We start from the raw sequence: 26,670 nt of genomic DNA, 5'->3' as shown, positions 1-26,670 counted from the left end.
GACATGAACGCCACTACTGCACTGGTTTTCGGACTGCTTGCCTTGTTGCTGGCCGGTCCGGTTCCCGCACTCCTGAGCCGCTCCACGTGGCCTTACCGCGCTCCACGCGCGGCGTTGGTTCTGTGGCAAGCCGTCGCAATTGCTGCGGTGCTGTCGGCATTCAGCTCGGGCCTGGCCATTGCCAGCCAGCTGCTCGTTCCCGGCGCTGACGGTAGGCCGACGACGGCCCCGACCGCCGAAATCGATGCACTCGGGCTCCCGCTGTGGATTCTGTACGTGGTTGTTTTTGCCCTGACGCTTCTGATCGGCGCGAAGCTGATCTTCTCGATAATCCAGGTCGCTGTGAGAACCCGACGTCGCCGTGCACGTCACCGCGTGTTGGTGGACCTTCTCGACGACTGCGCCATGCCCGCGTCGGTGGAACGCACACCCGATCTGCGGGTGCTGGACGTGGACGAACCGATCGCATACTGCCTGCCAGGTCTGCGCCAACGCGTGGTACTCAGTCAAGGCACTCTGCAGAACCTCGATCATGCCGAGGTCAAAGCAATCCTGACGCACGAGCGTTCGCACCTGCGAGCTCGTCACGATCTGGTCCTCGAGGCTTTCACGGCCGTCAACCACGCGTTCCCCCGTTTCGTCCGTAGTAAGTCGGCTCTGGGATCGGTACAACTGCTGGTGGAGTTGCTCGCCGACGATTCAGCTGTGCGGGCTACCGGTCCCACCCCTCTCGCGCGGGCACTTGTCGCGTGTGCCGGATCGACGGCACCCCGCGGAGCGATGGCAGCGGGCGGCCCGTCGACGCTCATCCGAGTGCAGCGCCTCTCGGCCGACGATGCAGATCCCCGCATCGCAGTTTTTGCGTATCTCGGGGCGGTCGCGATTCTCGTGGTTCCCACGGTTGCGGTGGCTGTGCCCTGGCTCACCGAACTTCGACTGCTTTTCAACGCATACTGAGTCTTGACCTGCGCAACCCCGTGTAGTAGTGCAGGTCACAGGCGGGGCCACCTGACTTCGGTGTCCCCGGTGGCGTAGAGTGGACCACGGCCACCATCGTGGTCCGTCAACATATAACGGCACACAGCCCAATTCCCCGCAGTATGCGTTCGGATTGCCAGGTGACATGTGCCCTGGCTCGTCCCTTTGCGAACTGTGTCGTGTATTTCAGCATGGCTTCTTCCGCTCCGCGACGTGCCCGTAGTCCGGAGAGGTTTCCGCGTGACCAACGCTGTCCAAATGTCGTCTTCCGAGAACATCGAAGACCCCACCGTCAACACCCCCGCTGCCGAAGAAGCAGTCGCCACCGAGCCGGGTATCACCTTCGCCGAGATCGGCCTGCCCGAGCAGCTTGTTGCCGCATTGGCGCGCAACTCCATCACCGTCCCGTCCCCCATCCAGGCGCAGTCCATCCCGGACGCGCTCGCCGGAACCAACGTTCTCGGCCGCGCACAGACCGGATCGGGTAAGACCCTCGCCTTCGGCCTGCCGATGCTGACCCGCCTCTCACGCCACGAAGATCGCCCGGCCGCCAAGCGTCCCCGCGCACTCGTGCTCGTCCCCACCCGTGAGCTTGCTTTCCAGGTGGTCGACTCCCTCAACTCCTACGCCGGCGCACTCGGACTCACGGTTCGTCCCGCTGTCGGTGGAACGCCGTTCGCCAAGCAGGTCGATCAGCTTCGCCGCGGCGTAGACGTCCTCGTCGCAACGCCGGGTCGCCTGGGCGATCACCTGCGTCAGGGCACCTGCATCCTCGACTCGGTGGAAATCACCGCACTCGACGAAGCCGATCAGATGGCGGACATGGGCTTCCTGCCCGAGGTTCGCTCGATCCTCGGCGAGACCCCCGCAGACGGACAGCGTCTGTTGTTCTCGGCAACCCTCGACCGTGAGGTCCAGTCGCTGGTTCGTCAGTTCCTGGCCAACCATGTCACCCACTCCACCGAAGACGGCCGCGCGAGCGTCGACACGATGGAGCACTACGTCCTCCTCGTCGATCGTGGGCAGAAGGATTCCGTCCTCGCCGAGATCGGTGCCCGCGACGGACGCACCATCATGTTCGCCCGCACCAAGCTCGGTTGCGAGGGAATCACCGATCGCCTCCGCGCCGTCGGCATCGCTGCCGAGTCGCTTCACGGCGGCAAGGCACAGAACCAGCGCACCCGCGTCCTCGAGCGTTTCAAGAACGGCCGCACCCCGGTCCTCGTCGCAACGGACGTTGCAGCGCGCGGTATCCACGTCGACGGCATCGACCTCGTCGTTCACGTCGATCCCCCGGCCGACCACAAGGACTACCTGCACCGCGCTGGTCGTACCGCTCGCGCCGGCGAGAAGGGCACCGTTGTCGCCATCGTGCTGCCCAACCAGAAGCGTCAGTTCAAGCGTCTGACCGGAATGGCCGGCGTCAATGCCGCAGCCGTTGCCGTCACCCCGGGTTCTGCTGAACTTGCTCGCATCACCGGCGCCAAGAAGCCGACCGGAGAACCCTTGCGCGAGAGCTCTTCTCGTGGCGAGCGTTCCTTCGGTGATCGTGGCGGAAGCCGTGGCGGCTACCAGGGCAACCGCTCTTCGGGTGGCTACCAGGGCAACCGTGACGGCGAGAGCCGCGGCGGATACCAGGGTGATCGCTCCAGCGGTGGTTACCAGGGCAACCGCGACAGCCGCCCCTCGACCGGATACCAGGGAAACCGCTCTTCGGGTGGCTACCAGGGAAGCCGTGACGGCGAGAGCCGCGGTGGTTACCAGGGCAACCGCTCTTCCGGTGGATACCAGGGTGATCGCTCCAGCGGTGGTTACCAGGGCAACCGTGACAGCCGTCCGTCCTACGGAGACCGCGACAGCCGCCCGTCGACGGGTTACCAGGGAAACCGCTCTTCGGGCGGATACCAGGGAAGCCGTGACGGCGAGAGCCGCGGTGGTTACCAGGGCAACCGCTCTTCCGGTGGTGGATACCAGGGCAACCGCGACAACAACCGCTCGTACGGCGATCGCGACAGCCGCCCCTCGACCGGATATCAGGGCAACCGCTCTTCCGGTGGATACCAGGGCAACCGCGACGGCGGCGACAACCGTGCAGCCTCGACCAGCGGTGGCGGCTTCCGCAGCCGCACCGACCGTCGTAGCTATGACGGATTCGACGGCCCGAAGCGCGAACAGCGGTAATACCTGCGCTGAGCTGCGGCTCGACAACTGAACACTGAGAACCTTCCGGCTGTGCCGGAAGCTGTATCGAGACGGATGCAGGTCACTGCAATTAAAGTGATCTGCATCCGTGTTTTGTATGCACGGTCTGATGTTCACGCGCGTCGCGGCCGCACCGTTTTCGGCTGCGCACAGCGCAGGATTTCACAGCCGCGGACCGAGAGGGAAAGCTGTAAGTATGTCAACCACTAGCACCGAATCACCCCGAGCTCAGATCGGCGTCACCGGCCTGGCCGTCATGGGTTCGAATATTGCCCGCAATTTCGCCCGCCACGGTCACACCGTTGCCCTGCACAACCGCAGCATCGCGAAGACCGATGCCCTGATCGCCGAGCATGGTTCCGAGGGCGATTTCGTGCGCACCGAGACCGTCGAGGAGTTTGTTGCCGCACTGCAGAAGCCGCGACGCGTCCTGATCATGGTCAAGGCCGGTGCCCCGACCGACGCCGTGATCGAAGAGCTCGCGAACGCCATGGAGCCCGGCGACATCATCATCGACGGTGGCAACTCGCTCTACACCGACACGATCCGTCGTGAAGCAGCGATCCGCGCCCGCGGTCTGCACTTCGTCGGCGCTGGTATCTCCGGTGGCGAAGAAGGCGCACTCAACGGTCCGTCGATCATGCCCGGCGGCCCGAAGGAGTCCTACGAGGCTCTCGGCCCGCTTCTCGAGTCCATCTCCGCTCACGTCGACGGCACCCCGTGCTGCACGCACATCGGCCCCGACGGCAGCGGTCACTTCGTCAAGATGGTGCACAACGGCATCGAGTACGCCGACATGCAGCTCATCGGCGAGGCGTACAACCTCTTCCGCGACGCACTCGGTTACGACGCCGGTCAGGTCGCAGACGTCTTCACCGAGTGGAACAAGGGCACGCTCGAGTCCTACTTGATCGAGATCACCGCCGAGGTGCTCCGCCAGGTCGACGCCGAGACGGGCAAGCCGTTGGTCGACGTCATCGTCGACGCTGCCGAGCAGAAGGGCACGGGCCGCTGGACGGTCAAGTCCGCTCTGGATCTGGGCGTGCCGGTCACCGGTATCGCCGAGGCCGTTTTCGCTCGCGCACTGTCCGGTAGCCGCAATCAGCGCGCCGCAGCTCAGGCGCAGGGTCTGGCCGCCGGCTCTCTCGGCGACAAGCCTGCTGACGCCGAGCAGTTCGCCGCCGACATCCAGGCCGCGCTGTACGCGTCGAAGATCGTGGCGTACGCGCAGGGCTTCGATCAGATCGCTGCCGGCAGCGCCGAGTACGACTGGAACCTCAAGCCTGCCGACCTGGCGACGATCTGGCGCGGTGGCTGCATCATCCGTGCGCAGTTCCTCAACCGCATCAAGGACGCGTTCGACGCGGATCCGAGCCTGCCGAGCTTGATTCTGGCGCCGTACTTCCGCGAGGCCATCGAGGCAGGCATCGACAGCTGGCGCCGTGTGGTCGCCACCGCGACGATGCTCGGCATTCCGGTACCGGCGTTCGCGTCTTCGCTCTCGTACTACGACGGTCTCCGCGCGGAGCGTCTGCCGGCCGCCCTGACTCAGGGGCAGCGCGACTTCTTCGGCGCGCACACCTACGAGCGCATCGACAAGCCGGGCAAGTTCCACACACTGTGGAGCGGTGACCGCAGCGAAATCGAGGCCTGATTCACAGCGGGTATCGGTAGATGCGGTCATCTGCGTCTACCGATACCCGGTAGCCTGGACAAATGCAGGAATCGACGATCGACTCGCCCACCTCGACCGAAGGGCGTTCGTTCGTCGACCTCGGAATCCCCGCCGTGATGGTGCACGCGTTGCGCCGAAGCGGCATCGATGCCCCCTTCCCCATTCAGTCGGCAACCATCCCCGATGTCCTTGCCGGCCGCGATGTCCTCGGGCGCGGCGCGACGGGTTCCGGAAAGACTCTGGCCTTCGGGCTTCCGATGCTGGTGCGCCTCAAGGGCGGGGCGAGCAAGCGGAATCGTCCGCGCGGTTTGGTGCTCGCTCCCACCCGTGAGCTGGCGATCCAGATCCACAAGGCACTCGACGACGCTGCTACCGAGATCGGTTTGCGTGTGGCAAATGCGGTCGGTGGCGTTCCGATCAAGCGTCAGGCCGACATCCTTGCCCGCGGCGTCGATCTCCTGATCGCGACCCCAGGGCGCCTACTCGACCTACTCGAGCAGAAGTCGGTGATTCTCGACGACGTCGTGATCACGACCATCGACGAAGCCGACCACATGGCAGACATGGGTTTCATCGACGAGGTTGCGAAGATTCTCGACACGACACCGAAAGACGGTCAGCGCCTTCTCTTCTCGGCAACACTCGACGGCAAGGTCGACGATCTGGTCGCGGGTTACCTGCGCAATCCGGCGTCGCACTCGACTGCTCCCCCGGTTGCCACGGTCTCGACCATGGAGCATCACCTGCTCTTCGTCGACCGCGACGACAAGAGATCCGTTGTCGCACATATCGCTTCACGGGCGGGACGGACCATCATGTTCGTCAAGACCAAGCACGGAGTGGATCGTCTTGCGCAGCAACTGCATTTGATCGGTGTCTCGGCCGGCGCCCTGCACGGCGGCAAGACGCAGAACAACCGGACCAAGACCCTCGCGTCGTTCTCCGACGGGACGACACCGGTCCTGGTCGCCACCGATGTCGCCGCGCGCGGAATCCATGTCGACGACGTGACGCTGGTCGTTCACGTCGATCCCCCGGCGGAGGCGAAGGACTACCTGCACCGGGCCGGCCGGACGGCACGCGCCGGGGAATCAGGCGTCGTCGTCACCATCGTCACCGACGAAGAACGTGATTCGGTCGAGAAGTTGACCAAGCAGGCAGGTATCAAGGTTCACGGCGTGCGGGTTCGTCCTGACGATCTGGAGCTCACGCGCATCACCGGCGCGATGGAGCCGACGGGAATACCGGTCGAAGCTCCCGATACGACGGTCGCCGTCAAGCACACCGCCAAGCGCGGCCGTCAGGAACACGACACTGCAGGCCGGACCGCTGCCGGAGGCCGGATGAAGAAGGACGGCGACAAGCGCGCGGCTTCCTCGCGGCGCGTCACCGATCCGAAGAGTGTGAAGAAGATCCGTGCGGACGGCACTCCGGTCCCGACCCGTTCGGAGCGTCTGGCGTCCAAGGGCTTGACCCCGCGTCGCGGCGCACCCGGCGCAGGAAAGCCGTCTGCCGGAAATCGGGCGGGCAAGCGCGCACACTGAGGGAATGGGCGATCTTCCACTGATCTCTGTTCTCTGCGCACTCGTCGCCGCGCTTCTCTTCGCGTGTGCCTCCGTCGCTCAGCAGCGCGCCGCGTCTGCGGTTCCGGAGGGCGAGGCGTTGGTGGCGTCGTTGATTCGCAGTCCTCGGTGGTGGGCCGGGCTGATCGGTGACGGCGGCGGTTACGTCATGCAGGCCGTTGCACTGTCGTTGGGTTCGGTGTTGGTGGTGCAGCCGCTGATCGTGACCTCGCTGCTGTTCGCGCTGCCACTTTCGGCCAGGTTCTCTGGAATTCGCATCACCCGTTCTGCGTGGTCATTGGCGATCATGCTCGCGATTTCCTTGGCGATCTTCCTCGTCGTCGGCGATCCCACCGAGGGAGACAGCAACGCTCCGTGGTCGGATTGGGCTGTGCCACTGACGATCACGGTCGCAGTGGCCGTGGTCGCAACTATCGGCGGCTTGTCCAAACTCGACGGTGGCTGGCGCGCTCTGCTTCTCGGCTCTGCGGCCGGAATCTTCTACGGCGTGGCCGTCGCATTCACCAAGTACGTCACCGACCTACTCGGACACGGCGTCGTCGGGGTGATTTCGGCATGGCAGACGTGGGCGCTGATCGCCTCGGGCGCAATCGGGGTCTACCTCCAACAGCGCGCATTCCAGGTCGGGCCCCTGTCGGCGTCGCTACCCGCCCTGACGATCGGCGAGCCGATCGCGGCCATCTTCCTGGGGATGACGGTTCTCGACGAACGCCTCCGCGTCGACGGTCCCGGAATTGCTCTCATCGGGTGCGCCGTCGCCGTCATGATCATGACCACGATCGCCCTCTCCCGCTCACAAGCGCGCGATACCGAGGGCGCTACGGCGGAATCGACGGTAGGCTCGTGAAACGTGCAGTTCCTCGAAGGGCAACGCCCCCCATACGACCTGACCTACGACGACGTCTTCCTCGTCCCTAACCGGACCGAGGTCACCTCTCGGTTCGACGTCGATCTCAATTCTTCCGACGGATCCGGAACGACCATTCCCGTCGTCGTCGCCAATATGACCGCAGTCGCCGGCCGCCGCATGGCGGAGACTGTCGCCCGCCGCGGCGGACTGGTCATCATTCCGCAGGACGTCCCCACTGACGCTGTCGCCGAGACCGTGGCGTTCGTCAAGAGCCGCCACCTCGTCGCTGATACGCCGGTCACGCTGAGTCCGGACGACGCCGTCTCCGATGCGCTGGCGCTGCTACCCAAGCGTGCACACGGCGCAGTCGTAGTGGTCGAGGACGGCAAGCCTCTCGGTGTCGTCACCGAGGCTGCCTGCGCGGATGTCGATCGGTTCACTCGCCTACGTACCGTCGCGATCACCGACTTCGTCACCGCCCCGGTCACCGCCACACCGCGTGAGGTCTTCGAACTGCTCGAAACCAAGCACGATCCGTTGGCCGTCATCGTCAACGAGGACGGAACCCTCGCCGGCGTCCTCACTCGCACCGGCGCGATTCGTGCCGGCATCTACGACCCCGCAGTCGACGATCGCGGCGCACTCCGGGTCGCTGCTGCGGTCGGTGTGAACGGCGACGTGGGCGCCAAGGCCAAGGCACTCGTCGACGCCGGTGCCGACGTGATCGTCGTGGACACGGCTCACGGTCACCAGCAGAGAATGATCGATGCGCTCACCACCCTCAAGGCGCTCGACCTCGGCGTCCCGTTGGTTGCAGGCAACGTGGTGTCCGCACAGGGAACCCGCGATCTGATCGCCGCAGGCGCGGACATCGTCAAGGTCGGCGTCGGGCCCGGAGCCATGTGCACGACTCGCATGATGACCGGCGTCGGACGCCCGCAGTTCTCGGCCGTCGCGGAATGTGCTGCAGCAGCACGTGAGCTCGGCAAGCACGTCTGGGCCGACGGCGGCGTTCGCCACCCTCGCGACGTTGCACTCGCCCTCGCGGCGGGCGCGTCGAACGTCATGATCGGCTCGTGGTTCGCCGGCACGTACGAGTCCCCCGGCGATCTCAAAGTCGATCAGGCGGGCAATGCGTACAAGGAGAGCTTCGGTATGGCCTCCAAGCGCGCTGTTGCCGCTCGCACCGCCACCGAAACGGCTTTCGATCGCGCCCGTAAGGGATTGTTCGAGGAAGGCATCTCCAGTTCGCGGATGCGTCTCGATCCCGAGCGTCCCGGAGTCGAGGACCTGATCGATCAGATCTGTTCCGGCGTACGCAGTACCTGCACGTACGCGGGTGCGCGCTCACTCGAGGAGCTGCACGAGAAGGCAGTTCTGGGAGTGCAGTCCGCCGCCGGATTCGCCGAAGGACGGCCGCTTCCGTCTGGTTGGTGAACCACGTTTTATGACAGTCGGCGGGTGCTCGGGTCCCTACTCCCGGGCACCCGCCGGTATCATTGGATCCGTAAACAGGAAACAAAACTCGGTCGGGTGCCCATCGGCGACCCGACCGAGCCCGCTACAGCCGAGAAATACTCGGCTCCGACGAGAGGAACCCGGTGCCCGAGGCACCCACACACTTACCCGGCGCTACACCCGTCGTTTTATCCGAGGAATCGTCTGATTCCGCTGGTTCGGAGGGCTCCTCTAGCGAGCCGGGAGACAAACCCGGCGGCCCCCGTGCACACCTCAGGTGGCGATGACACATGGACATCGTTTTCACCATTCTCAGCCTGGTCGGCTTCATCGCGCTGACTGCAGGCACCGCCCTCTTCGTGGCGGCCGAATTCTCACTGACCGCGCTCGAACGCAGCACCGTCGACGAAGCTGCTCGTGGCGGCGACCGACGCTCGCGGCAGGTTCAACACGCGCACAAGACTCTCTCGTTCCAGCTCTCCGGTGCTCAGCTGGGCATCACGATCACAACCCTGATCACCGGTTACCTGGCCGAGCCCGTTCTGGCACGGTTCATCACACCGGTCACGAAGGCCGTCGGGCTCAGCGAATCCGCTGCCTCGACAACGTCTTTGATCCTGGCGCTCGTGATTGCGACCTCGTTCTCCATGATCTTCGGTGAGCTCGTACCGAAGAACCTCGCAATCTCCAAGCCGATGCCCACCGCCCGCGCGACTGCGGGCCTGCAAGCGGGCTTCTCGCTGATCTTCCGGTGGGCCATCAACGGCCTCAACGGAACCGCCAACTGGATCGTGCGACGCCTGGGCATCGAACCCGCGGAAGAATTGCGCTCGGCGCGATCACCGCAGGAACTCGGGTCCCTCGTGCGGACGTCCGCGCAGCGCGGGTCCATCGACAAGGGCACGGCGATGCTCGTCGACCGTTCGCTGCAGTTCGGTGACCGCACCGCAGAAGAGCTGATGACTCCGCGAGTGAAGATCGAATCGCTGGAACTCTCGGACACCGTCGCAGACCTGATCGTGACGGCGTCGCGAACTGGCTACTCGCGCTTCCCCGTCGTTCGCGGCGATCTCGACGACACAGTCGGCGTCGTACACATCAAACACGCGTTCACCGTTCCGGCCGAGCGCAGGCGCACGACGCGCGTCGACAGTCTGGCTCAACGTGTTCCCGTCGTGCCGTCGAGCCTGGACGGAGACACCGTCATGGAGCGGATCCGCTCCGACGGCATGCAGGTCGCGCTTGTCGTCGACGAATACGGCGGAACAGCCGGCATCGTCACGATGGAAGACCTCATCGAGGAAATCGTCGGTGATGTGCGCGACGAACACGACGAACCCGAACTCGACGTACAGCGCGTCGGCGACGGCTGGTCATGCTCCGGTCTCCTGCGCATCGACGAGGTCACCTCGGCAACCGGATACACCGCGCCCGAAGGCGACTACGACACGCTCGGCGGTCTGGTGCTCACCGAACTGGGCCGAATCCCCGACGAGGGTGACGAAGTGGAATTGCCCGACGTCGACTCGTCCGGTGATTCCCGCGGCAAGTGGATCGCCCGAGTGACCAGTATGGACGGCCGTCGTATCGACCGAGTGACCATCACGCCGGTACCGGCACATGTCGAACCCGAATCCGCAGACGACGACACGAAGGAGTCCGACGATGAATAACCTCTTCGGTGTACTCCTCACCGCCGTGCTGCTCGCCGGTAACGCATTCTTCGTCGGTGCGGAGTTCGCGCTGATCTCCGCACGACGCGACCGCCTCGAGGCACTTGTCGCGCAGGGTAAGAAGCGGGCACTCACGGTCATCAAGGCCGGTGAGAACCTCTCGCTGATGCTTGCGGCAGCTCAGCTGGGCATCACGATCTGCTCGATCCTCCTCGGTAAGGTCGCCGAGCCCGCCATTGCGCATCTCCTCGAGGTGCCGATGGAAGCCGTCGGCCTTCCCGACGGATTGCTGCACCCGATTTCGTTTGCGATCGCGCTCTCGCTGGTCGTCGTGCTGCATATCCTCCTCGGCGAAATGGTGCCCAAGAACATCGCGTTGGCGGGCCCCGAGAAGACGGCCATGCTGCTCGTTCCCGTGCATCTGGCGTTCATCAAGATCGCTCGGCCGATCATCGCGTTCTACAACTTGTGCGCCAACGGAGTGCTCAAGCTCCTGCGCGTCGAGCCCAAGGACGAACTCGACGTCACTGTCTCGGCGGTGGAGTTGTCCGCGATGATCGGTGAATCGCGATCCGAGGGTCTGATCGACGCCGAAGAACACCGGCGGTTGAAGCAGGCACTCGAATCGACAGATCGCACCGTCTCCGAGGTCCTGATCACTCTCGACAAGGTGCGGACCATTCCCCTCACGCCGTCGGGAACAACACTGGGTGAGATCGAGCGTGCGGTCATCGAGACCGGATACTCGCGTTACCCGGTCCGAGCGAGCGATGGATCGCTGGCCGGGTACGTGCACCTCAAGGATGTGCTCGACGAGGTGCTCGACGAAGCTGCCGGGCCGGACACCGTCGTTCCGACATCGGATATCCGCCCGTTGCCCATCGTTCCGCTCAGCACGCCGCTGGCCGAAGCGTTGGCCGGCCTTCGTCGGGCCAGCTCGCACCTCGGAGCAGTCACGGACGCCGACGGAGTCGTGATCGGTATCGTCGCGCTCGAGGATCTGCTCGAGGAGTACGTCGGAACGGTTCGCGACGGCACGCACCGCGGCACGGATGCTGTTCCCGGACAAAGAAACAGCTGATCGATGACACGTTCGGTGCATTCACTCGCACTCGCGCAGAGCGAGTGGACGGCTCGGCGGGCACTTCACCTCGAGGAGGTGGAAAAGCTCGTCGAGCCGCACCGAGCGCGTCGTAGCGCCGGTATCTCTCACCCGGTGCACGACTTCCTCTTCACGTACTACAACTTCAAGCCCGCGCAACTGCGCCGCTGGCACCCCGGGTACGGAGTCGCACTCGAGAACGCCGGCGAATACGCAGCCTTCTCCGGCTACCGCGTCGACGAATCGGGTACCGCGACGGTCGAGGCCGCCGTGCTGGAGCGTCGGCGTCACACAGTCGAATTCGTGTGGAATCTGTTGAATCAGACGTCTGCGCGGCCCGCTGTGCTGGGCTGTTTCGGCCTCCACGAATGGGCGATGGTCTATCGCGGCGGCGAGGACGCGATCCGTCACCAGTCAGTGCCGCTGCGGCTCGGGTTCGCCGGTACCGACGCGGTCGTCGAATCCCTGCCACTCAAATGCACGCACTACGACGCGTTCCGGTTCTTCACACCGGACGCGGCCCCCAAGAACTCGCTCCCGCTTGCACGCGAAACTCAGATCGATCACGAACAGCCGGGCTGCCTGCACGCCGGTATGGATCTGTACAAGTGGAGCTTCAAGTTGTTGCCACTCGTGGATTCCGATCTGGTGATGCGGTGCTTCGAACACGCGCTCCTGGCCCGTGAACTCGACATGCGCGCGAGCCCATACGACCTCGCCGAGTACGGGTACTCCCCCATTCGTATCGAAACTCCCGCGGGCCGCGCCGAATACGTGCGTCAGCAACAACAGTTGGCGGATCGTGCTGCGCCGCTCCGCGATACGCTGGCAGAGAAGTGCCGGGAGCTTCTCGGCCACTGAACTGCCGAAAGGCGCCTTATGGATCACGGGTACGGGTTCTATCTCGACGAATACCAACGTGACGTCGGGGTGCACACCGACGACCGACGCGGCCACATCGAATGCCCGGACTCGGCGGGCTTCCTTGCGGCGCACTTGCCGGTGTTCGACCTCGCTGCAGGCTCAGTCGCGGCCTTCGCCTCGGCAATTCATCGGTCAACCGGCCCGGGCGACGGACACTGGACCCTCGATCCCGAGCGCATCGCCGCGTCCTTCTCGAGCGATCGACTGTTCCGGATCGGCGGCGAACCGATCAACGGATTCTCCGAATACTCCGGGTTCTTTGCCGCCCGCGACGGTTGGGTCCGCACGCACGGCAACTATCCACACCATCGCGACCGCCTGCTCGCCATCCTCGAGCTCGACCATGGATCACCTAAAGATGCAGTGGCGCAACGGATATCCGAACTCAGCGCCATCGAGATCGAGCAGCAGGCCGCCGAGATCGGCGCCATCGCGGTCCGTGTTCGTACCGAGACCGAGTGGCGCCTGAGTGAGCAGTGCGCAGCTGCGAGGTCTGAGCCTCTGGTATCCATCCGAGTACGCGACGAGGGAAAACCTCGCACGCATCCGACGCGCCCACGTGTTCTCGACCTGACCCGCGTCATCGCCGGCCCGGTCGCGACCCGTGCCCTCGCGCTGGTCGGCGCTGACGTTCTGCGGATCGACCCTCCGGCGATCCCCGAGATCGGATGGCAGCACCTCGACAGTGGCCAGGGCAAGCGGTCGGCGCTTCTCGACCTGAAGTCCTCGGCGGAAGCGGCAGCATTCCGCGAACTCCTCGACACCGCAGACGTACTGGTCACCGGCTACCGTCCGGGCGCACTCGAAGCACTCATCGGGCAGGATCTTCCCGCCCACCTGATTCACGGGCGCGTCAGCGCATGGGGATGGGAAGGTCCGTGGGCGAATCGCCGCGGCTTCGACAGCATCGTGCAGGCCGCATCCGGTATCTCGTTCCTCGAGGGCGACGAGAAACCGGGCGCACTTCCAGCGCAGGCCCTCGACCACTCCACCGGATACTTCTTGGCAGCTGGGATCCTCGACGCGTTGATGCTGCGCTCGCAGGACGGCCGTGGCCGCGATGTCGACGTGTCATTGGCCAGCACCGGCGCCCGTCTTCTCGACGCACCCGGCCGAACCGTCCATCCCGGTCTACCGACCGCTCCCGGCCTGAATGTTGTTGTCAACCATGCCGACGTGACCACCGCACGACCCGCGCTGGCAGAGTTCGAGGACTACCCCGAACCAGCCCATCCGTGGGGATCGGATCGCGCGGAGTGGGCACACTGAGGGACCGGCACATTCAGGGCAAGATGGACCTGTGAAGTCACATACCTACACACTCGACCTTCAGTGGACGGGCGATCTGGGAACCGGAACGTCCAGCACGCAGGGATATTCGCGCAATCATGCAATATCCGCGGTCGGAAAGCCGGAACTTCTCGGCAGCTCCGATCCCTCGTTCCGCGGTGACGCGCAGCGATGGAACCCCGAGGAACTGCTCGTTGCCTCCCTCGCCCAATGCCACATGCTTTGGTACCTCGGTCTGGCAGCTGCCGCTGGGGTCGTCGTTCTCGACTACAGCGATCAGCCGGTCGGCAGCATGATCGAGGAATCCGATGGCGGCGGCCAGTTCATCGAAGTGACGTTGAATCCGACGGTATTGGTCGCGGAGGCGTCGATGGTCGAGAAGGCCGAGGAGCTTCACGGCCCCGCACACACGAAGTGCTTCATCGCTCGGTCGGTCAACTTCCCTGTCCTGCATTCACCGACGATCCTGGTGGCCACCGATGAGTGATACGCACAAGCTCATCGTCGACGTCGACACCGGCATCGACGACTCGTTGGCGCTTCTCTATCTCCTTGCCAGCCCCGAAGCCGAGATTCTGGGGATTGCGAGCACCGCCGGCAACGTTCCGGTGGAACAGGTCGCGGCCAACAACTTGAACTGGCTTGCGCTCTGCGGCGCCCCGGACATCGAGGTTGCACTCGGCGCCCGCGAGCCACTGGTCATCCCGTTGCGCACCACCGAGGAGACTCACGGTCCGCAAGGGATCGGCCATGCCGTCCTCCCCGATTCGGGTCGCAAGCGCTCGGTCAGAACGGCCACCGACCTCTGGGTGGATCTCGTGCGTGAGTACCCCGGACAACTCACCGGATTGGTGACGGGGCCGCTCACCAACCTTGCGCTGGCGATCAGACGTGAACCCGATCTGCCGTCTCTGCTGAAGCGACTGGTCGTGATGGGTGGGTCGTTCAACTATCCGGGCAACACGACGCCGACCGCGGAGTGGAACGTCTCGGTGGATCCGCACGCCGCCAAGGAGGTGTTCGACGCGTTCTCCGTCGTACCCGCGCACCGGCGCCCGATCATCTGCGGCCTCAACGTCACCGAATCCATCGAGATGTTCCCCGAACATGTGCGTCGGCTCGCCGAAGCTGCCGGGAGCACTCCGGAAGAGATCATCTCGCCTGACGACGGCCCCGACGTCCGCAGTTCCGCGTCCAACAGCGTGATCAGGCATATGTCCGACGCGATCCGGTTCTACATGGAATTCCATCGTGAATACGACCAGGGCTTTCTTGCTCACATGCATGATCCCTTTGCTGCTGCCGTCGCGCTCGATCCGAGCTTGGCGACACTGAAGCCGGCAACGGTAGATGTCGAAACCGAGAGTCCACTGCTGATCGGAACGACGGTCGCGGACTGGGTCGGGCACTGGAAGCGTGAGCCCAACGCGGATATCGCGGTCGGCACCGATCCGGCGGAATTCTTCGATCGACTTGTCCACCGAGTGGGAAATTACGCCCGCGTCGTGGGTTGACCGAGCCGGGCACCGGCTATGCTCGCATGGACAGAACACCAACGAACGAGAACAAAGGACCTGACGTGCAGATTTCCAGCCACGATGCCTCCCCGGCATTTGCGCTCGGATTGATGGCGTTCTGGCCCACTCGTCGTAGCGCATGCTTCGATCAGGCGTGTTGCTGAGCGGCGATTCTCGCTGCCTGCACCCCTGACTTTGTCGCTTCTTCGCTCGGAGTCTGTCTTCTCATGTTCAACCTTCTTTTGTTCACCCTTGTCGGCGTCGGCGCCCAGCTCGTCGACGGCGCCCTCGGTATGGCCTTCGGTGTCACCGCAACCACTCTGTTGATGATCGGTGGCCTCGGTCCGGCTCAGGCCAGCGCCGCTGTTCACCTGGCCGAGGTCGGCACCACCCTCGCTTCGGGTGTGTCGCATTGGAAGTTCAAGAACATCGACTGGAAGCTCGTCGCCAAGCTCGGTGTGCCCGGCGCAGTCGGTGCATTCATCGGCGCAACCGTGCTATCGGGTCTGTCCACCGAAGCGGCAGTCCCCATCACGGCGACGATCCTGCTGGCCATCGGTATCTATGTGGCACTTCGCTTCTCGGTCCGCCCACCGGCCGTCGCGGACGCTCGCACCACCCCGCACACTGCACGTTTCCTGTCCCCACTCGGCCTGTTCGGTGGTTTCATCGATGCATCCGGCGGTGGTGGTTGGGGTCCGATCACCACCAGCACGCTGCTCTCGCGTGGCAAGACCGCGCCGCGCACCGTGATCGGCTCGGTCAGCGCCTCGGAGTTTCTGGTCGCGTCAGCCGCGTCGTTGGGATTCCTTGTCGGATTGGGTCGTGAGTCGGCGGGAAACCTCCTCGTTGTCGCCGGTCTCGCGCTCGGCGGTGTCATCGCTGCCCCGTTCGCGGCGTGGCTGGTCAGCCGCGTACCTGCCACCTTGCTCGGAACGGCGGTGGGCGGCGTCATCGTGTTGACCAACGCACAGAAGCTGTTCAAATCCTTCGACATCACCGGGGCCGTCACAGTGGCCGGCTACCTGGCCATTCTCGGCGCGTGGGCAGCGCTGCTGTTCTACGCGTGGAAGCGGTCCACGCTCACCCCGGCCGAGGCAGAAGGCGATTTCACGGGAGTCGAACTCGCTGTCGAGAACGAACTCACCGAGCCTGCGGTCAAACGCGAACGATAACTCGTCACAGAAGAAATCCCGGGTATCCGCGCTCGGATACCCGGGATTTTGTTTTTTCGCCCTAGTTGCTTCCGTCGAACGCGTCGAGAATTCGCCCCGCCGCCAACGCTGCTGTCAGCGAACCGTCACGCACGCTCTGCTCGACGTCGGCCCGGATCGCACGCACCCGATCGTTGCTCGAGAGCCTGCGTAGCAGCTGATCGTTGACCATCGTCCAGGTCCAATCGACCTGTTGCTTGCGACGCTTCTCCTCGAACTGTCCTGCTTCGGTGAGCACCTCACGGTGCTTGGTGACAGTTCCCCAGAACTCGTCCAGCCCGACACCCTCGAGGCCGCTCATCGTGATGACGGGCGGCTTCCAGATGGCGTCGTGCGGGTAGATCAGGCGAAGCGCTCCCGCCAATTCGCGGGCAGCACCCTTTGCCTCGCGCTCATGCTTGCCATCGGCCTTGTTGACCGCCACCAGATCTGCGAGCTCGAGGACACCCTTCTTGATGCCCTGGAGCTGATCACCGGTACGAGCGAGGGTCAGGAACGTAAAGCAGTCCACCATGTTGGCAACAGTGACTTCGGACTGGCCGACACCCACCGTCTCCACCAGGATGACGTCGAAACCGGCAGCTTCGAGAAGCACGATGGTCTCGCGGGTTGCCTTGGCAACACCACCGAGCGTGCCGGACGTCGGTGACGGCCGGATGTACGCATTCGGTTCGACGGTGAGCCGAGCCATGCGTGTCTTGTCGCCGAGAATCGAGCCGCCGGTGCGGGTGGACGACGGATCGACCGCCAACACCGCAACCCGATGCCCCTTGCCCAGCAAGTACATTCCGAGCGCGTCGATGAAGGTCGACTTGCCGACGCCGGGAACGCCGGTGATGCCGATCCGGTGCGCTCCCCCGGCCTCGGGCAGCAACTTCAGTAGAAGCTGCTGCGCAAGTGCCCGGTGGTCGTCGCGAGTGGACTCGACGAGGGTGATCGCCCGAGCGAGGCCGGCACGCTGATTTCCGCGTACCGCCTCGGCGAGGGAATCAATGTCGATGGGCTGACGTGCCATCTTCAGTGACCCCCTTCTCAGCTGTGGTCGTGACCCAGTTGGGCGGAGAGCTTCTCCAACAATCCGCTGGCAGCGTCGGCGATGACGGTTCCGGGCGGGAAGATGGCAGCAGCGCCGGCCTCGTAGAGTTCGTCGAAGTCACCGGGCGGAATGACGCCGCCGACGACGATCATGATGTCGGGACGACCGGCCGCAGCCAGAGCCTCCCGCAGCGCCGGCACCAAGGTGAGGTGACCGGCTGCCAACGACGACACACCGACTACGTGGACGTCGTTGTCGGCCGCCTGATTGGCGACCTCTTCGGGAGTCTGGAACAGGGGTCCGACGTCGACGTCGAATCCGATGTCCGCGAAGGCCGTGGAGATGACCTTCTGGCCACGGTCGTGACCGTCCTGGCCCATCTTCGCGACGAGGATGCGGGGACGACGTCCCTCGTCCTCGGCGAACTTCTCGACCAGTTCCATCGCCTTGCTGATGTTGCTCACCGTTCCTGCCTCGTCGCGGTACACACCACTGATGGTGCGGATCTCGGCCTGGTGGCGTCCGTACACCTTTTCGAGGGCGTCGGAAATCTCGCCGACGGTAGCCATCGCACGGGCGGCGACAACAGCGAGGGCGAGGAGGTTGTTCTCCATGCCGCCTTCGGTGGATGCGGCAGCGCGGGTGAGGTTCGCGAGTGCGGCCTCGACGGCTTCCGGATCACGTTCTGCGCGAAGGCGAACCAGCTTCTCGAGCTGTTCCTTGCGGACCTTGGAGTTCTCGACCTTGAGAACTTCGATGGTGTCGACCTCGTCGGGAACGTACTTGTTGACGCCGACGAGCGGCTGCCGACCGGAGTCGATGCGTGCCTGGGTGCGGGCGGCAGCTTCCTCGATGCGCAGCTTCGGGATGCCTTCGTTGATGGCCTGAGCCATTCCGCCGGCTTCCTCGACCTCTTCGATGTGCTTACGAGCCCGGTTGGCGAGTTCGTTGGTGAGCCACTCGACGTAGTACGAGCCGCCCCACGGGTCGATGGGACGCACGGTGCCGGATTCCTGCTGCAGCAGCAACTGGGTGTTACGGGCGATGCGGGCGGAGAAGTCCGTCGGCAGTGCGATGGCCTCGTCGAGTGCGTTGGTGTGCAGCGACTGAGTGTGGCCCTGGGTGGCAGCCATGGCTTCGACGCAGGTACGCGGAACGTTGTTGAAGACGTCCTGCGCGGTCAGAGACCAGCCCGAGGTCTGCGAGTGGGTACGCAGCGAGAGCGACTTCGCGCTCTTGGGATCGAACTTCGCAACAAGCTCGGCCCACAGGAGGCGTCCGGCGCGGAGCTTGGCGACCTCCATGAAGAAGTTCATGCCGATGGCCCAGAAGAAGGACAGGCGCGGTGCGAACTTGTCGATGTCCATACCGGCGTCGAGGCCGGCGCGGATGTACTCGACGCCGTCCGCAAGGGTGTACGCCAGTTCCAGATCGGCCGTCGCTCCGGCTTCCTGGATGTGGTAACCCGAGATGGAGATGGAGTTGTACTTCGGCATTTCCGCGCTGGAGTACGCGAAGATGTCCGAGATGATCCGCATCGAGGGCTTGGGCGGATAGATGTAGGTGTTACGAACCATGAACTCTTTGAGGATGTCGTTCTGGATCGTTCCGGCCAGCTTGTCCGGGGTGACGCCTTGCTCGCCTGCCGCGGCGACGTACAGCGCGAGAATCGGGAGCACAGCGCCGTTCATCGTCATCGAGACCGACACCTGCGAGAGGTCGATTCCGTCGAAGAGCTGACGCATGTCGAGGATGGAATCGATTGCGACACCGGCCATTCCGACGTCACCCGCAACGCGAGGATGATCGGAGTCGTAGCCGCGGTGTGTAGCGAGGTCGAAGGCAACCGAGAGGCCCTTCTGACCGGCCGCGAGGTTACGACGATAGAACGCATTCGACTCCGCGGCAGTGGAGAATCCGGCGTACTGGCGAATGGTCCACGGCTGGTTCACGTACATGGTCGGGTACGGACCACGCAGGAACGGCGCTGCGCCAGGGAAGCTGTCGAGCGGGTAACCGGACTCGGCGGCGGCCGTGCGGTCCGCACCGGTGTACACCGGCTTGACGTCGATGCCTTCCGGGGTGGACCAGACAACCTGCTCGGCGGCGTAGTTGTTGGCGTTTGCGCCCTCTTCGATGAGCGCCTGTGCCTGCTCGACCGACGGCGGTGTGGGTGCCGGAGACTGCGGGTCCTCGAGTGGGACCTCGGCGAAACTGCCGATCACGTGCTTGACCTCTCGTGTCGTCACTTGGAGCTTCCCGTCTCGATGAAGTCGAGCAGTTCGGTCAGAGCCGACACTGCGTCGATGCGGGCTGTGAGGAATCCGTCCGGGCGAGAATCGCCGGTCGCGTCGGCGACTGCCTTTTCCGGTCCTGCGAGCAGCACCTTGGTGATGCCGGCAGCGCGAAGTTCGGCGACGGCCGCTGCGGCGCTCTCGCCGTAGCGCTTGTCCGTGCCGCACAGCACCGCGACGGTGGCACCGGAAGCCTTGACGGCTGCGGAGATGGCTTCTGCGCCTACCTCGAGGGGGCCGGGGTTGACTGCGTCGATACCACCCGAAGCGAGCAGGTTGGACGCAAACGTGGTGCGCACGTTGTGTTCTGCAACCGAGCCCAGCGGCGCGAGAAGCGCAGTGGGACGGGCGCCGCCGGCGGCGAGGAACGCGTCCGAACGGTCACGAAGCGCTTCGAATGCAGCTGCGTAGCGGGCGACGGACTGGCCGGGCTCGACGGCTTCGGCGGACAGCGGCGTTTCGCCGAGGTTCGGGAACTCGTTGACACCGGTGACCGTGGTCTTACGGTGTGCGATGTCGGAGTCACGCTTGGCCTTCGTGGCAGCGATGCGACCGGAGACGATTCCCGCTTCGAGTGCCGCCAGATATCCGCCGGCTGCTTCGATTTCCTGGAAGAACTCCCACGCGGTGGCGGCGATCTGCTGCGTCAGGTCCTCGACGTACCAGGAGCCCGCCGACGGATCGAGCACGCGGCCCAGGTGCGACTCCTCGAGGAGAAGCAACTGCGTGTTGCGCGCGATGCGCGAGGAGAAGGACTTGCTGACACCAAGGGTGCCGTCGGCCAGGGCGACGTCGAACGGAAGAACTGTCACTGCATCTGCTCCGCCGACGCCGGCGCCGAATGCGGCGAGGGTCGTGCGCAGCATGTTCACCCAGGGATCACGCTGAGCCATCATCGCGGCGGAAGTGACTGCGTGCTGCGGCGCTCCACCGAAGTCGGAAGCTCCACAGACCTGAGCGATGCGGGCCCACACGAGACGTGCGGCGCGGAACTTCGCGATGGTCTGGAACTGATCGTCGGTTGCCGAGTAGCGGAAAGCCAACTGCGACAACGCCGCACCGATGGTCAGACCGCTCTCTGCGGTGAGTGCGCGGAGGTATTCGAGTCCGGCGGCAATCGCGGCTCCGAGTTCCTCGGCGTCGCCGGCACCCGCGTTGTGGAAGGCCGTGCCGTCGACGGTGATCGCGTGCACGGTTTCCGCGCGAGCTGCAGCGAGAGCGGCCAACTCGACGGCGCCTGCAAATTCGACGTCGGCTGCGCCGGAGAACGAACTGGTCAGCGGCGCTGCACCGAGGTGAACTCGGATACTGCTGCGATCACTGACGCCGTCGCCGGCTTCACCGCGATCATCGAGGAGAGAGAAGAGTGCGCGGGCTGCATCGTTTACCTCGGCGTCTGCGTCGAGCGTGAGCGGTGCGAGGTCGAGAAGAACGCCCTCGAGCGCAGCGGCGAGGTCGGTGACCGGAACGCCGTCGGCGCCCACCTTCAACCAGAGTGCGCTGACTCCGTTTTCGAGGGCGTCCAGGATGGCGCGATTAGTCTCGGCCGCCGAAGCGGTTCCGAATGCAGCGGAAACCAACCAACCGGCATTGACATCACGGTGAGCGTCGACGCCACGCACGTACGGAAACGTGCCCGGCAAGCTCTGCTCGGGACGCTCGTCGCGTGGGCTGTAGAGCGGTGCGACAGTGACACCGTCGTAGGTGACGGTTTCGAGCAGTTTCTGTGGCTCGGGGCCCAGCTCTGCCGCATCGACTCTGCGGGACTTGGCGAGCACACCGGCTACGGAGCGCTGCCACTCCGCGTACGCCTGCTCGACAGCCTCGGCTTCTGAAGCTAATGACACTGTGTCCGCTCCCTCTCATTTTTTGCGTGAGCGCTTTACCGATAATCGGATTTGTTCGTTAGTTCTGTGATGCTAACCCGCGGTTGAGCCCAGATATCGTGAGGATCACGTCATGTTCTTCACAGGGCTGTTCGCGGCCACTTTCCGACCGGTCAGACGACGTGCAGATTCGGTCGTTCGTGCACGTGTGACCGGCCCTTACCTAGCGATTGTTCAGCATGTTTACGGGTTACCCGCGAGTTCGTTTCACTGGCCGGGACTACAGGTGAAGGCCACTCCGAAAGCCTAGTGGTTTTCGTCACAGCACCGTTTCATTGTCGCCTGGAGCACGTCGCTTTCCCGCCCCCGTGGCGATGTTCGACTCACGATTGCGGGTCGGCAGTCGGCCCGGTTCACCGTTCACAGGTAGCCTTGTGACCTGTGATGGGACGCCTGCTGGACCGAAGATTGATCGCAATAGTCCTGGTAGTGCTCGCTTTGTTCCTCGCAGCCCTCCTCGCCCCACATCCCACGGTGTCCCAGGTGCGAGAGTGGGCAGACTCGGTTGGCCCGGCGTTTCCCCTCGTGTTCTTCCTGGTTCATTCGATAGTCACCGTCGCGCCGTTCCCGCGCACCGTCTTCACCCTCAGTGCGGGGGTTCTTTTCGGCTCGGTGACCGGCATCGCCCTTACCGTGGCGGCAACGACTGTGAGCGCCGTTCTGGCCCTCTACCTGGTCCGCGCCATCGGCCGTGACGTCGTGTGGCAACGGATTTCGAGTCCGACGATCCGGCGGGTGGACGAGCGGATCGAAAAGCGGGGGTGGCTGGCCGTCGGCTCTCTGCGCTTGATCGCGTTTGTCCCCTTCTCGGTGGTGAACTACTGCTGCGGCATTTCGTCGATCCGGATCGTGCCCTACATCCTTGCCACCGTCGTCGGCATCTTGCCCGGCACTGTTGGGATTGTCGTTCTGGGCGATGCGCTCTCCGGCGAAGCCGATCCTCGTCTCCTGATTCTGTCCGGGATCTGCATTGCGATCGGCATCGCCGGTCTGGTGTTCGACGCTCGCCGTCAGCCTTCACCGGGCGAAACCATCGTTGACAACGGTCAACCTCAAGAGGTTGATTTGATTGAGTCAACCCAAAACGATTGACTATTGACAGTCAACTATCTAGCATTGACTAATGTTCGTACTGACAGTGGATCAGCGAGGTAGCCGACGCGATGTCGACCGCGTCGGGGACATCATCGACGACATGGCCGATCGCAGGCTCCTGCGGCCGTTCGAGCGCACGGCGGGCGACGAGATTCAAGCGGTGACCGACGATCCGGCGCTACTCGTCCTCGTCGCACTCGAGCTGATTCGGCGCGAGCACTGGAGTGTCGGGATCGGGATCGGTCCCGTCGAGCAGCCTCTCCCACGGCAGACCCGGGCCGGACGCGGGCCGGCATTCGAAGCTGCTCGGATCGCCGTCGAGCGAGCCAAGCGAGCTCCGGCCAGAATTGCCGTCGAACAGGCGCCGGCCGACAGCTCACGCGACGAACTCGCCGCCGATGTCGATGCCGCGTTCACCTTGCTCGGAACGATTGTCACGAGACAGACGAAGGACGGACGCGAAGCCATCGCTCTGATGGACAGCGGACTCACTCAGGTCAGCGCGGCGGCCCACCTCGGAATCACCAAACAGGCCATGTCCAAGCGACTCCTGACAGCCGGGTGGCACGCAGAACTCGCGGGGCGCAGACTCGCAGAACGACTTTTGGTCAGACTCCAGCCCTAGACTGCTCACGCTCGCACCGGTACAAACTCGTCGACACAGCAGGGGGCTCGAATACATGGTCGTTCTGGCGTTGATCGCGCTCGCCGTCGCCGCCGCGGCACCAGCAGTTGCAGCGGCACTGGGACCGCTCAGTCGTGGTCGACTGGAAGTCCCCGAATGGGCGTCGTCCGTGGTGGCTCTTCCGGCACTGGGTGTTGCCGCACTGGCATCGACCCGAACGACCCCGGTCACCGGTTTCGCTCTCGGGGCGACGCTTGTTCTGTGCGTACTTGCCGCCGCCACGGCCGGTGCACCGTTGGTACTTGCCACCTTCAAGATCGCTCGTCGCCAACCGGACGGGAGCCCGGCACCGGACGCCGGACCTCTTCGCGGCGGACGTGTGATCGGCATCCTCGAACGGCTCGCGGTGGCGGCGTCGATTCTCGCAACCTGGCCGGAGGGGATCGCGATCGTCTTGGCAGTCAAGGGGCTCGCACGGTACCCGGAACTTCGCGAACCTCACGCGTCCGAGCAGTTCATCATGGGAACCTTCGTCAGCGTCCTCTGGGCGATCGCAGTATGCGGAACGGGACGGGCACTCATCACGTAGGTGACGAGTGCCCGTCCCGATTACTACGAGAGGCGCCTACCGGCGCTGGCCGCCCTCCGGCGGCTGATCCTGGTACGGGTACTTCTGCTGGAATTCTTCGCGTTCGGACGGCAGCGGTAGCTGACCGGGCCAAGGATTTTCACTCTGCTGCGGCAGCGCGGGATCTACGAATCCGGGCTGCTCGGGCGCACTTTCACGGAGGTGCCTGACCGCAGCTGCCGGATCTTCGACGGGAGTACGTGCAGCAACTTCAGCAGCACGGACTGCTTCTGCGATAGCCGGATCGGATTTCGTTTCGAACCACTCCGCCACCTCAGCTGAATCGTCCTCAGGGTTGGGAAGATTCTCTTCGGCGGCCGGCGGCTCGTAACGGAAGACACCGTCCTGCCCCTGCGCGCCAAGCGTTTTCGCAAATCCCTTCAGTGCGTCACCGAAGTCGCTCGGCACGAGCCACACCTTGTTCGCATCGCCTTGCGCCATCTGCGGCAACGTCTGAAGATACTGGTATGCAAGCAATTCCGGAGTCGGCTTACCGGACTTGATAGCAGCAAAGACCTTCTCGATGGCCTTGGCCTCGCCTTGGGCCTGCAAGTACTTGGCCGCGCGGTCACCTTGGGCCCGAAGAATCTGGGACTGACGCTCACCCTCGGCGTTGAGGATCGAGGCCTGCTTGTTGCCCTCGGCGGAAAGAATCTGGCTCTGCTTGGCACCCTCGGCTGTCTTGATAGCGGATTCGCGGTGGCCTTCAGCCGTCAGAATCATCGCGCGCTTCTCGCGGTCCGCCTTCATCTGCTTTTCCATCGACTCCTGAATGGAGGGCGGAGGATCGATGCTCTTGAGCTCGACGCGGGCCACTCGCAGGCCCCAGCGGCCGGTCGCCTCGTCGAGGACACCACGAAGCTGACCATTGATGGAATCACGCGAGGTCAGAGTCTCTTCGAGGGTCATTCCGCCGACGACGTTTCGCAGCGTCGTGGTTGTCAACTGCTCGACGGCAGCGATGTAGTTGCTGATCTCGTACACCGCAGCTTGCGGATTGGTGACCTGGAAGTACACCACCGTGTCGATGGACAGTGTCAGGTTGTCCTGGGTGATCACCGGTTGCGGTGGGAAGGAGACCACCCGCTCACGAAGATCCACCTTGGCGCGCACACGATCGGCGAACGGGATCAAGAATGTGAGCTGACCGGACACCGTCTTCGAATACCTACCGAGCCGCTCGATCACCGCGGCTTCTGCCTGCGGTACCAGTGCTACCGACTTCGCGACCACCAAGATCACGAATAGCACCAACACACCGAGCACTATGAGTGCTGCCATTAAGGTCCCCTCCAGACGACTGCTGTTGCGCCGTTGATTTCCATCACCGTCACCTTGGTGCCCGGCGGGTACACCTCGGTGGTGTCGTACGGCCTGGCAGTCCACACCTCGCCGTCCAACTTGACCTGCCCGGAATGCTCGCCCACTTCTTCCAGAACCAGAGCGTGCTTACCTTCGAGTGCCTGAATTCCGGTCGGGGTCGGTGGCGGACTACCGAAGCGACGCAACATGATCGGTCGCACACCCAGGACGAGGGCGGCGGAGAACACTCCGAACATGACGGCGTCGACCCACACCGGGAAGTCGGTGACAGCACTGACACCGGCAGTAGCGAGCGCCCCACCGGCGAGCATCAGCAGGAAGAAATCCCCCACCAGCGCTTCGGCCCCGGCGAGCACCAGTGCTCCGATCAGCCAAATAAGTGCAGCCACAACACCATCTAACCAGAATGTGTGACCCAGGCCGCCGCTACGTCAGTTCGGCTCGGTAACGAAATCGACAAGTTGTTCGACGGCACCGATCAAGGGAGCTTCCAGATCGCGGAAGCTCTCGACCGAGTTGTAGACCCGCCGCCAGCCCTCCTGAGGTGTCCCCCAGCCCAGTTCGCGGCAGATTCCCGTCTTCCAATCCTCGCCGCGTGGAATCTTCGGCCAGGAGGCGATTCCGACAGATTTGGGACGAACGGCCTCCCACACGTCGATGTACGGGTGTCCGGTCACCAACACGTTCGGGCCGAGGCCCTGAGTCAGTTGGGTTTCCTTGGAACCGGTGACCAGGTGGTCGACGAGGACACCGACACGGCGGCCGGGGCCCGGCCCGAATTCGGCAAGCCGCTCCCCCAGATTGTCGAGCCCTTCGAGATGTTCGACGACAACACCTTCGACGCGAAGGTCATGGCCCCACACCCGCTCGACGAGGGCAGCATCGTGTACTCCCTCCACCCAGATCCGGCTGGGCAGTGCCGTGCGTGCACGTAAGCCTTCGACTCGGGTCGAACCCGAAGCCGATCGTGCGGGTTTGGTGGACGCGGGCTTGGGGGCCGGGCGAACGAGGGTGACCGGTGAGCCGTCGATGAGGAAGGCCGCCTCGCGCATCGCGAACAACCGCGTCCGGGAACGCCCGTCCTCGAGTCGCACGAAATCGCCGTCGTACGTGCGCTCGAAACCGACTACCGCACCGCAGAATCCTGTCGCCGCATCCTCGACGACAAGATCACGTTCGGCCACCACTTCAGGCGTCACGCGCTTCTGTTTGCGGGTATGACCCGCAAAAATGTCACCGTATCCGTTGCCACCGCTCACGCCGGATCACGCTAGGTCACAACGCCGGGGCCGCGCATGTCGCCACGCCGAACTAAAC

General features: G+C 64.2%; 22 protein-coding genes. 16 read left to right on the top strand and 6 right to left on the bottom strand.

What is annotated here, in order from left to right:
• The first annotated feature begins 3 nt into the window (after positions 1-3).
• The 13 genes from R4P70_RS23290 (at position 4) to R4P70_RS23230 (ending at position 16,427) form a co-directional block, all read left to right on the top strand.
• Positions 4-957, top strand: a complete 954-nt coding sequence (locus R4P70_RS23290) for a M56 family metallopeptidase (protein ID WP_003944922.1) — start codon at positions 4-6, stop codon at positions 955-957.
• 261 nt (positions 958-1,218) lie between these two features.
• Positions 1,219-3,159 carry a DEAD/DEAH box helicase gene (locus tag R4P70_RS23285; RefSeq protein WP_317831995.1) on the top strand — a complete coding sequence of 647 codons (1,941 nt, stop codon included), beginning with the start codon at positions 1,219-1,221 and terminating at the stop codon, positions 3,157-3,159.
• A gap of 217 nt (positions 3,160-3,376) precedes the next feature.
• Entirely contained in the window at positions 3,377-4,834 is a 1,458-nt protein-coding gene (gene gndA, locus R4P70_RS23280; protein ID WP_007730904.1) for an NADP-dependent phosphogluconate dehydrogenase, read from the top strand.
• Positions 4,835-4,896: 62 nt separating this feature from the next.
• Positions 4,897-6,399, top strand: coding sequence for a DEAD/DEAH box helicase (locus R4P70_RS23275; protein ID WP_003944962.1), 1,503 nt, complete (start codon positions 4,897-4,899; stop codon positions 6,397-6,399).
• 4 nt (positions 6,400-6,403) lie between these two features.
• Positions 6,404-7,285: a DMT family transporter gene (locus R4P70_RS23270; RefSeq protein WP_020907757.1), complete on the top strand. Its 882-nt coding sequence runs from the start codon at positions 6,404-6,406 to the stop codon at positions 7,283-7,285.
• 3 nt (positions 7,286-7,288) lie between these two features.
• Positions 7,289-8,725, top strand: a complete 1,437-nt coding sequence (locus tag R4P70_RS23265) for a GuaB1 family IMP dehydrogenase-related protein (protein ID WP_020907756.1) — start codon at positions 7,289-7,291, stop codon at positions 8,723-8,725.
• Between the two features lie 311 nt (positions 8,726-9,036).
• Positions 9,037-10,419 (top strand): hemolysin family protein, encoded by a 1,383-nt coding sequence (locus R4P70_RS23260; protein ID WP_019748444.1) that lies wholly within the window; start codon positions 9,037-9,039, stop codon positions 10,417-10,419.
• Entirely contained in the window at positions 10,412-11,500 is a 1,089-nt protein-coding gene (locus R4P70_RS23255) for a hemolysin family protein (protein ID WP_060938562.1), read from the top strand. Before R4P70_RS23260 ends, R4P70_RS23255 begins: the two co-directional genes overlap by 8 nt.
• 3 nt (positions 11,501-11,503) lie before the next feature.
• Positions 11,504-12,382, top strand: coding sequence for a hypothetical protein (locus R4P70_RS23250; RefSeq protein ID WP_019748443.1), 879 nt, complete (start codon positions 11,504-11,506; stop codon positions 12,380-12,382).
• An 18-nt stretch (positions 12,383-12,400) separates the two neighbouring features.
• Entirely contained in the window at positions 12,401-13,714 is a 1,314-nt protein-coding gene (locus R4P70_RS23245) for a CoA transferase (protein ID WP_317831990.1), read from the top strand.
• Between the two features lie 31 nt (positions 13,715-13,745).
• On the top strand, positions 13,746-14,222 hold the full coding sequence (locus R4P70_RS23240; RefSeq protein WP_019748441.1) for an OsmC family protein: 477 nt from the start codon (positions 13,746-13,748) through the stop codon (positions 14,220-14,222).
• Positions 14,215-15,249: a nucleoside hydrolase gene (locus R4P70_RS23235; RefSeq protein ID WP_070386026.1), complete on the top strand. Its 1,035-nt coding sequence runs from the start codon at positions 14,215-14,217 to the stop codon at positions 15,247-15,249. The genes R4P70_RS23240 and R4P70_RS23235 overlap by 8 nt, the downstream gene beginning before the upstream one ends.
• Positions 15,250-15,479: 230 nt before the next feature.
• The gene (locus tag R4P70_RS23230; RefSeq protein WP_019748438.1) at positions 15,480-16,427 is read left to right on the top strand and encodes a sulfite exporter TauE/SafE family protein; all 948 of its coding nucleotides are present in this window, start codon (positions 15,480-15,482) and stop codon (positions 16,425-16,427) included.
• A 61-nt stretch (positions 16,428-16,488) separates the two neighbouring features.
• On the opposite strand, the gene meaB is transcribed toward R4P70_RS23230, so the two are convergent.
• From meaB to mutA, 3 genes are read right to left on the bottom strand one after another with little or no spacing between them, the layout of a single operon-like run.
• Positions 16,489-17,481 (bottom strand): methylmalonyl Co-A mutase-associated GTPase MeaB, encoded by a 993-nt coding sequence (gene meaB / locus R4P70_RS23225; protein WP_003945003.1) that lies wholly within the window; start codon positions 17,479-17,481, stop codon positions 16,489-16,491.
• A gap of 17 nt (positions 17,482-17,498) precedes the next feature.
• Entirely contained in the window at positions 17,499-19,751 is a 2,253-nt protein-coding gene (gene scpA / locus R4P70_RS23220; protein WP_019748436.1) for a methylmalonyl-CoA mutase, read from the bottom strand.
• Entirely contained in the window at positions 19,748-21,643 is a 1,896-nt protein-coding gene (gene mutA / locus R4P70_RS23215; RefSeq protein ID WP_317831984.1) for a methylmalonyl-CoA mutase small subunit, read from the bottom strand. Before mutA ends, scpA begins: the two co-directional genes overlap by 4 nt.
• A 423-nt stretch (positions 21,644-22,066) precedes the next feature.
• Here mutA and R4P70_RS23210 point away from each other — a divergent pair, with 423 nt between their 5' ends.
• The 3 genes from R4P70_RS23210 to R4P70_RS23200 are packed head-to-tail and all read left to right on the top strand — an operon-like array spanning position 22,067 to position 23,991.
• On the top strand, positions 22,067-22,774 hold the full coding sequence (locus R4P70_RS23210; protein ID WP_007727829.1) for a TVP38/TMEM64 family protein: 708 nt from the start codon (positions 22,067-22,069) through the stop codon (positions 22,772-22,774).
• 31 nt (positions 22,775-22,805) lie between these two features.
• Entirely contained in the window at positions 22,806-23,402 is a 597-nt protein-coding gene (locus R4P70_RS23205) for a hypothetical protein (RefSeq protein ID WP_003944858.1), read from the top strand.
• Positions 23,403-23,457: 55 nt separating this feature from the next.
• The gene (locus tag R4P70_RS23200; RefSeq protein WP_003944797.1) at positions 23,458-23,991 is read left to right on the top strand and encodes a hypothetical protein; all 534 of its coding nucleotides are present in this window, start codon (positions 23,458-23,460) and stop codon (positions 23,989-23,991) included.
• Between the two features lie 36 nt (positions 23,992-24,027).
• On the opposite strand, the gene R4P70_RS23195 is transcribed toward R4P70_RS23200, so the two are convergent.
• The 3 genes from R4P70_RS23195 to R4P70_RS23185 are packed head-to-tail and all read right to left on the bottom strand — an operon-like array spanning position 24,028 to position 26,612.
• Positions 24,028-25,311, bottom strand: a complete 1,284-nt coding sequence (locus R4P70_RS23195) for an SPFH domain-containing protein (RefSeq protein WP_003944935.1) — start codon at positions 25,309-25,311, stop codon at positions 24,028-24,030.
• Complete coding sequence (locus tag R4P70_RS23190; protein ID WP_003944877.1) at positions 25,311-25,742, bottom strand: NfeD family protein; 432 nt, start codon at positions 25,740-25,742, stop codon at positions 25,311-25,313. Before R4P70_RS23190 ends, R4P70_RS23195 begins: the two co-directional genes overlap by 1 nt.
• A 42-nt stretch (positions 25,743-25,784) precedes the next feature.
• Positions 25,785-26,612 (bottom strand): DUF3097 domain-containing protein, encoded by an 828-nt coding sequence (locus R4P70_RS23185; protein WP_317831982.1) that lies wholly within the window; start codon positions 26,610-26,612, stop codon positions 25,785-25,787.
• Positions 26,613-26,670: the final 58 nt, after the last annotated feature.

The sequence above is a fragment of the Rhodococcus sp. IEGM 1241 genome, assembly GCF_033142365.1.
Lineage (GTDB): Bacteria > Actinomycetota > Actinomycetes > Mycobacteriales > Mycobacteriaceae > Rhodococcus_F > Rhodococcus_F erythropolis.
The sequence above is the reverse complement of the archived record's forward strand: the minus strand, read 5'-3'. Positions and strand labels throughout refer to the sequence as shown.

Bases quoted from the DNA above. Each gene is read 5' to 3' on its own strand.
- R4P70_RS23290 (WP_003944922.1), top strand. From the start codon at position 4: ATGAACGCCACTACTGCACTGGTTTTCGGACTGCTTGCCTTGTTGCTG.
- gndA (WP_007730904.1), top strand. From the start codon at position 3,377: ATGTCAACCACTAGCACCGAATCACCCCGAGCTCAGATCGGCGTCACC.
- R4P70_RS23275 (WP_003944962.1), top strand. From the start codon at position 4,897: ATGCAGGAATCGACGATCGACTCGCCCACCTCGACCGAAGGGCGTTCG.
- R4P70_RS23270 (WP_020907757.1), top strand. From the start codon at position 6,404: ATGGGCGATCTTCCACTGATCTCTGTTCTCTGCGCACTCGTCGCCGCG.
- R4P70_RS23260 (WP_019748444.1), top strand. From the start codon at position 9,037: ATGGACATCGTTTTCACCATTCTCAGCCTGGTCGGCTTCATCGCGCTG.
- R4P70_RS23255 (WP_060938562.1), top strand. From the start codon at position 10,412: ATGAATAACCTCTTCGGTGTACTCCTCACCGCCGTGCTGCTCGCCGGT.
- R4P70_RS23250 (WP_019748443.1), top strand. From the start codon at position 11,504: ATGACACGTTCGGTGCATTCACTCGCACTCGCGCAGAGCGAGTGGACG.
- R4P70_RS23245 (WP_317831990.1), top strand. From the start codon at position 12,401: ATGGATCACGGGTACGGGTTCTATCTCGACGAATACCAACGTGACGTC.
- R4P70_RS23235 (WP_070386026.1), top strand. From the start codon at position 14,215: ATGAGTGATACGCACAAGCTCATCGTCGACGTCGACACCGGCATCGAC.
- R4P70_RS23230 (WP_019748438.1), top strand. From the start codon at position 15,480: ATGTTCAACCTTCTTTTGTTCACCCTTGTCGGCGTCGGCGCCCAGCTC.
- meaB (WP_003945003.1), bottom strand. From the start codon at position 17,481: ATGGCACGTCAGCCCATCGACATTGATTCCCTCGCCGAGGCGGTACGC.
- R4P70_RS23210 (WP_007727829.1), top strand. From the start codon at position 22,067: ATGGGACGCCTGCTGGACCGAAGATTGATCGCAATAGTCCTGGTAGTG.
- R4P70_RS23205 (WP_003944858.1), top strand. From the start codon at position 22,806: ATGTTCGTACTGACAGTGGATCAGCGAGGTAGCCGACGCGATGTCGAC.
- R4P70_RS23200 (WP_003944797.1), top strand. From the start codon at position 23,458: ATGGTCGTTCTGGCGTTGATCGCGCTCGCCGTCGCCGCCGCGGCACCA.
- R4P70_RS23195 (WP_003944935.1), bottom strand. From the start codon at position 25,311: ATGGCAGCACTCATAGTGCTCGGTGTGTTGGTGCTATTCGTGATCTTG.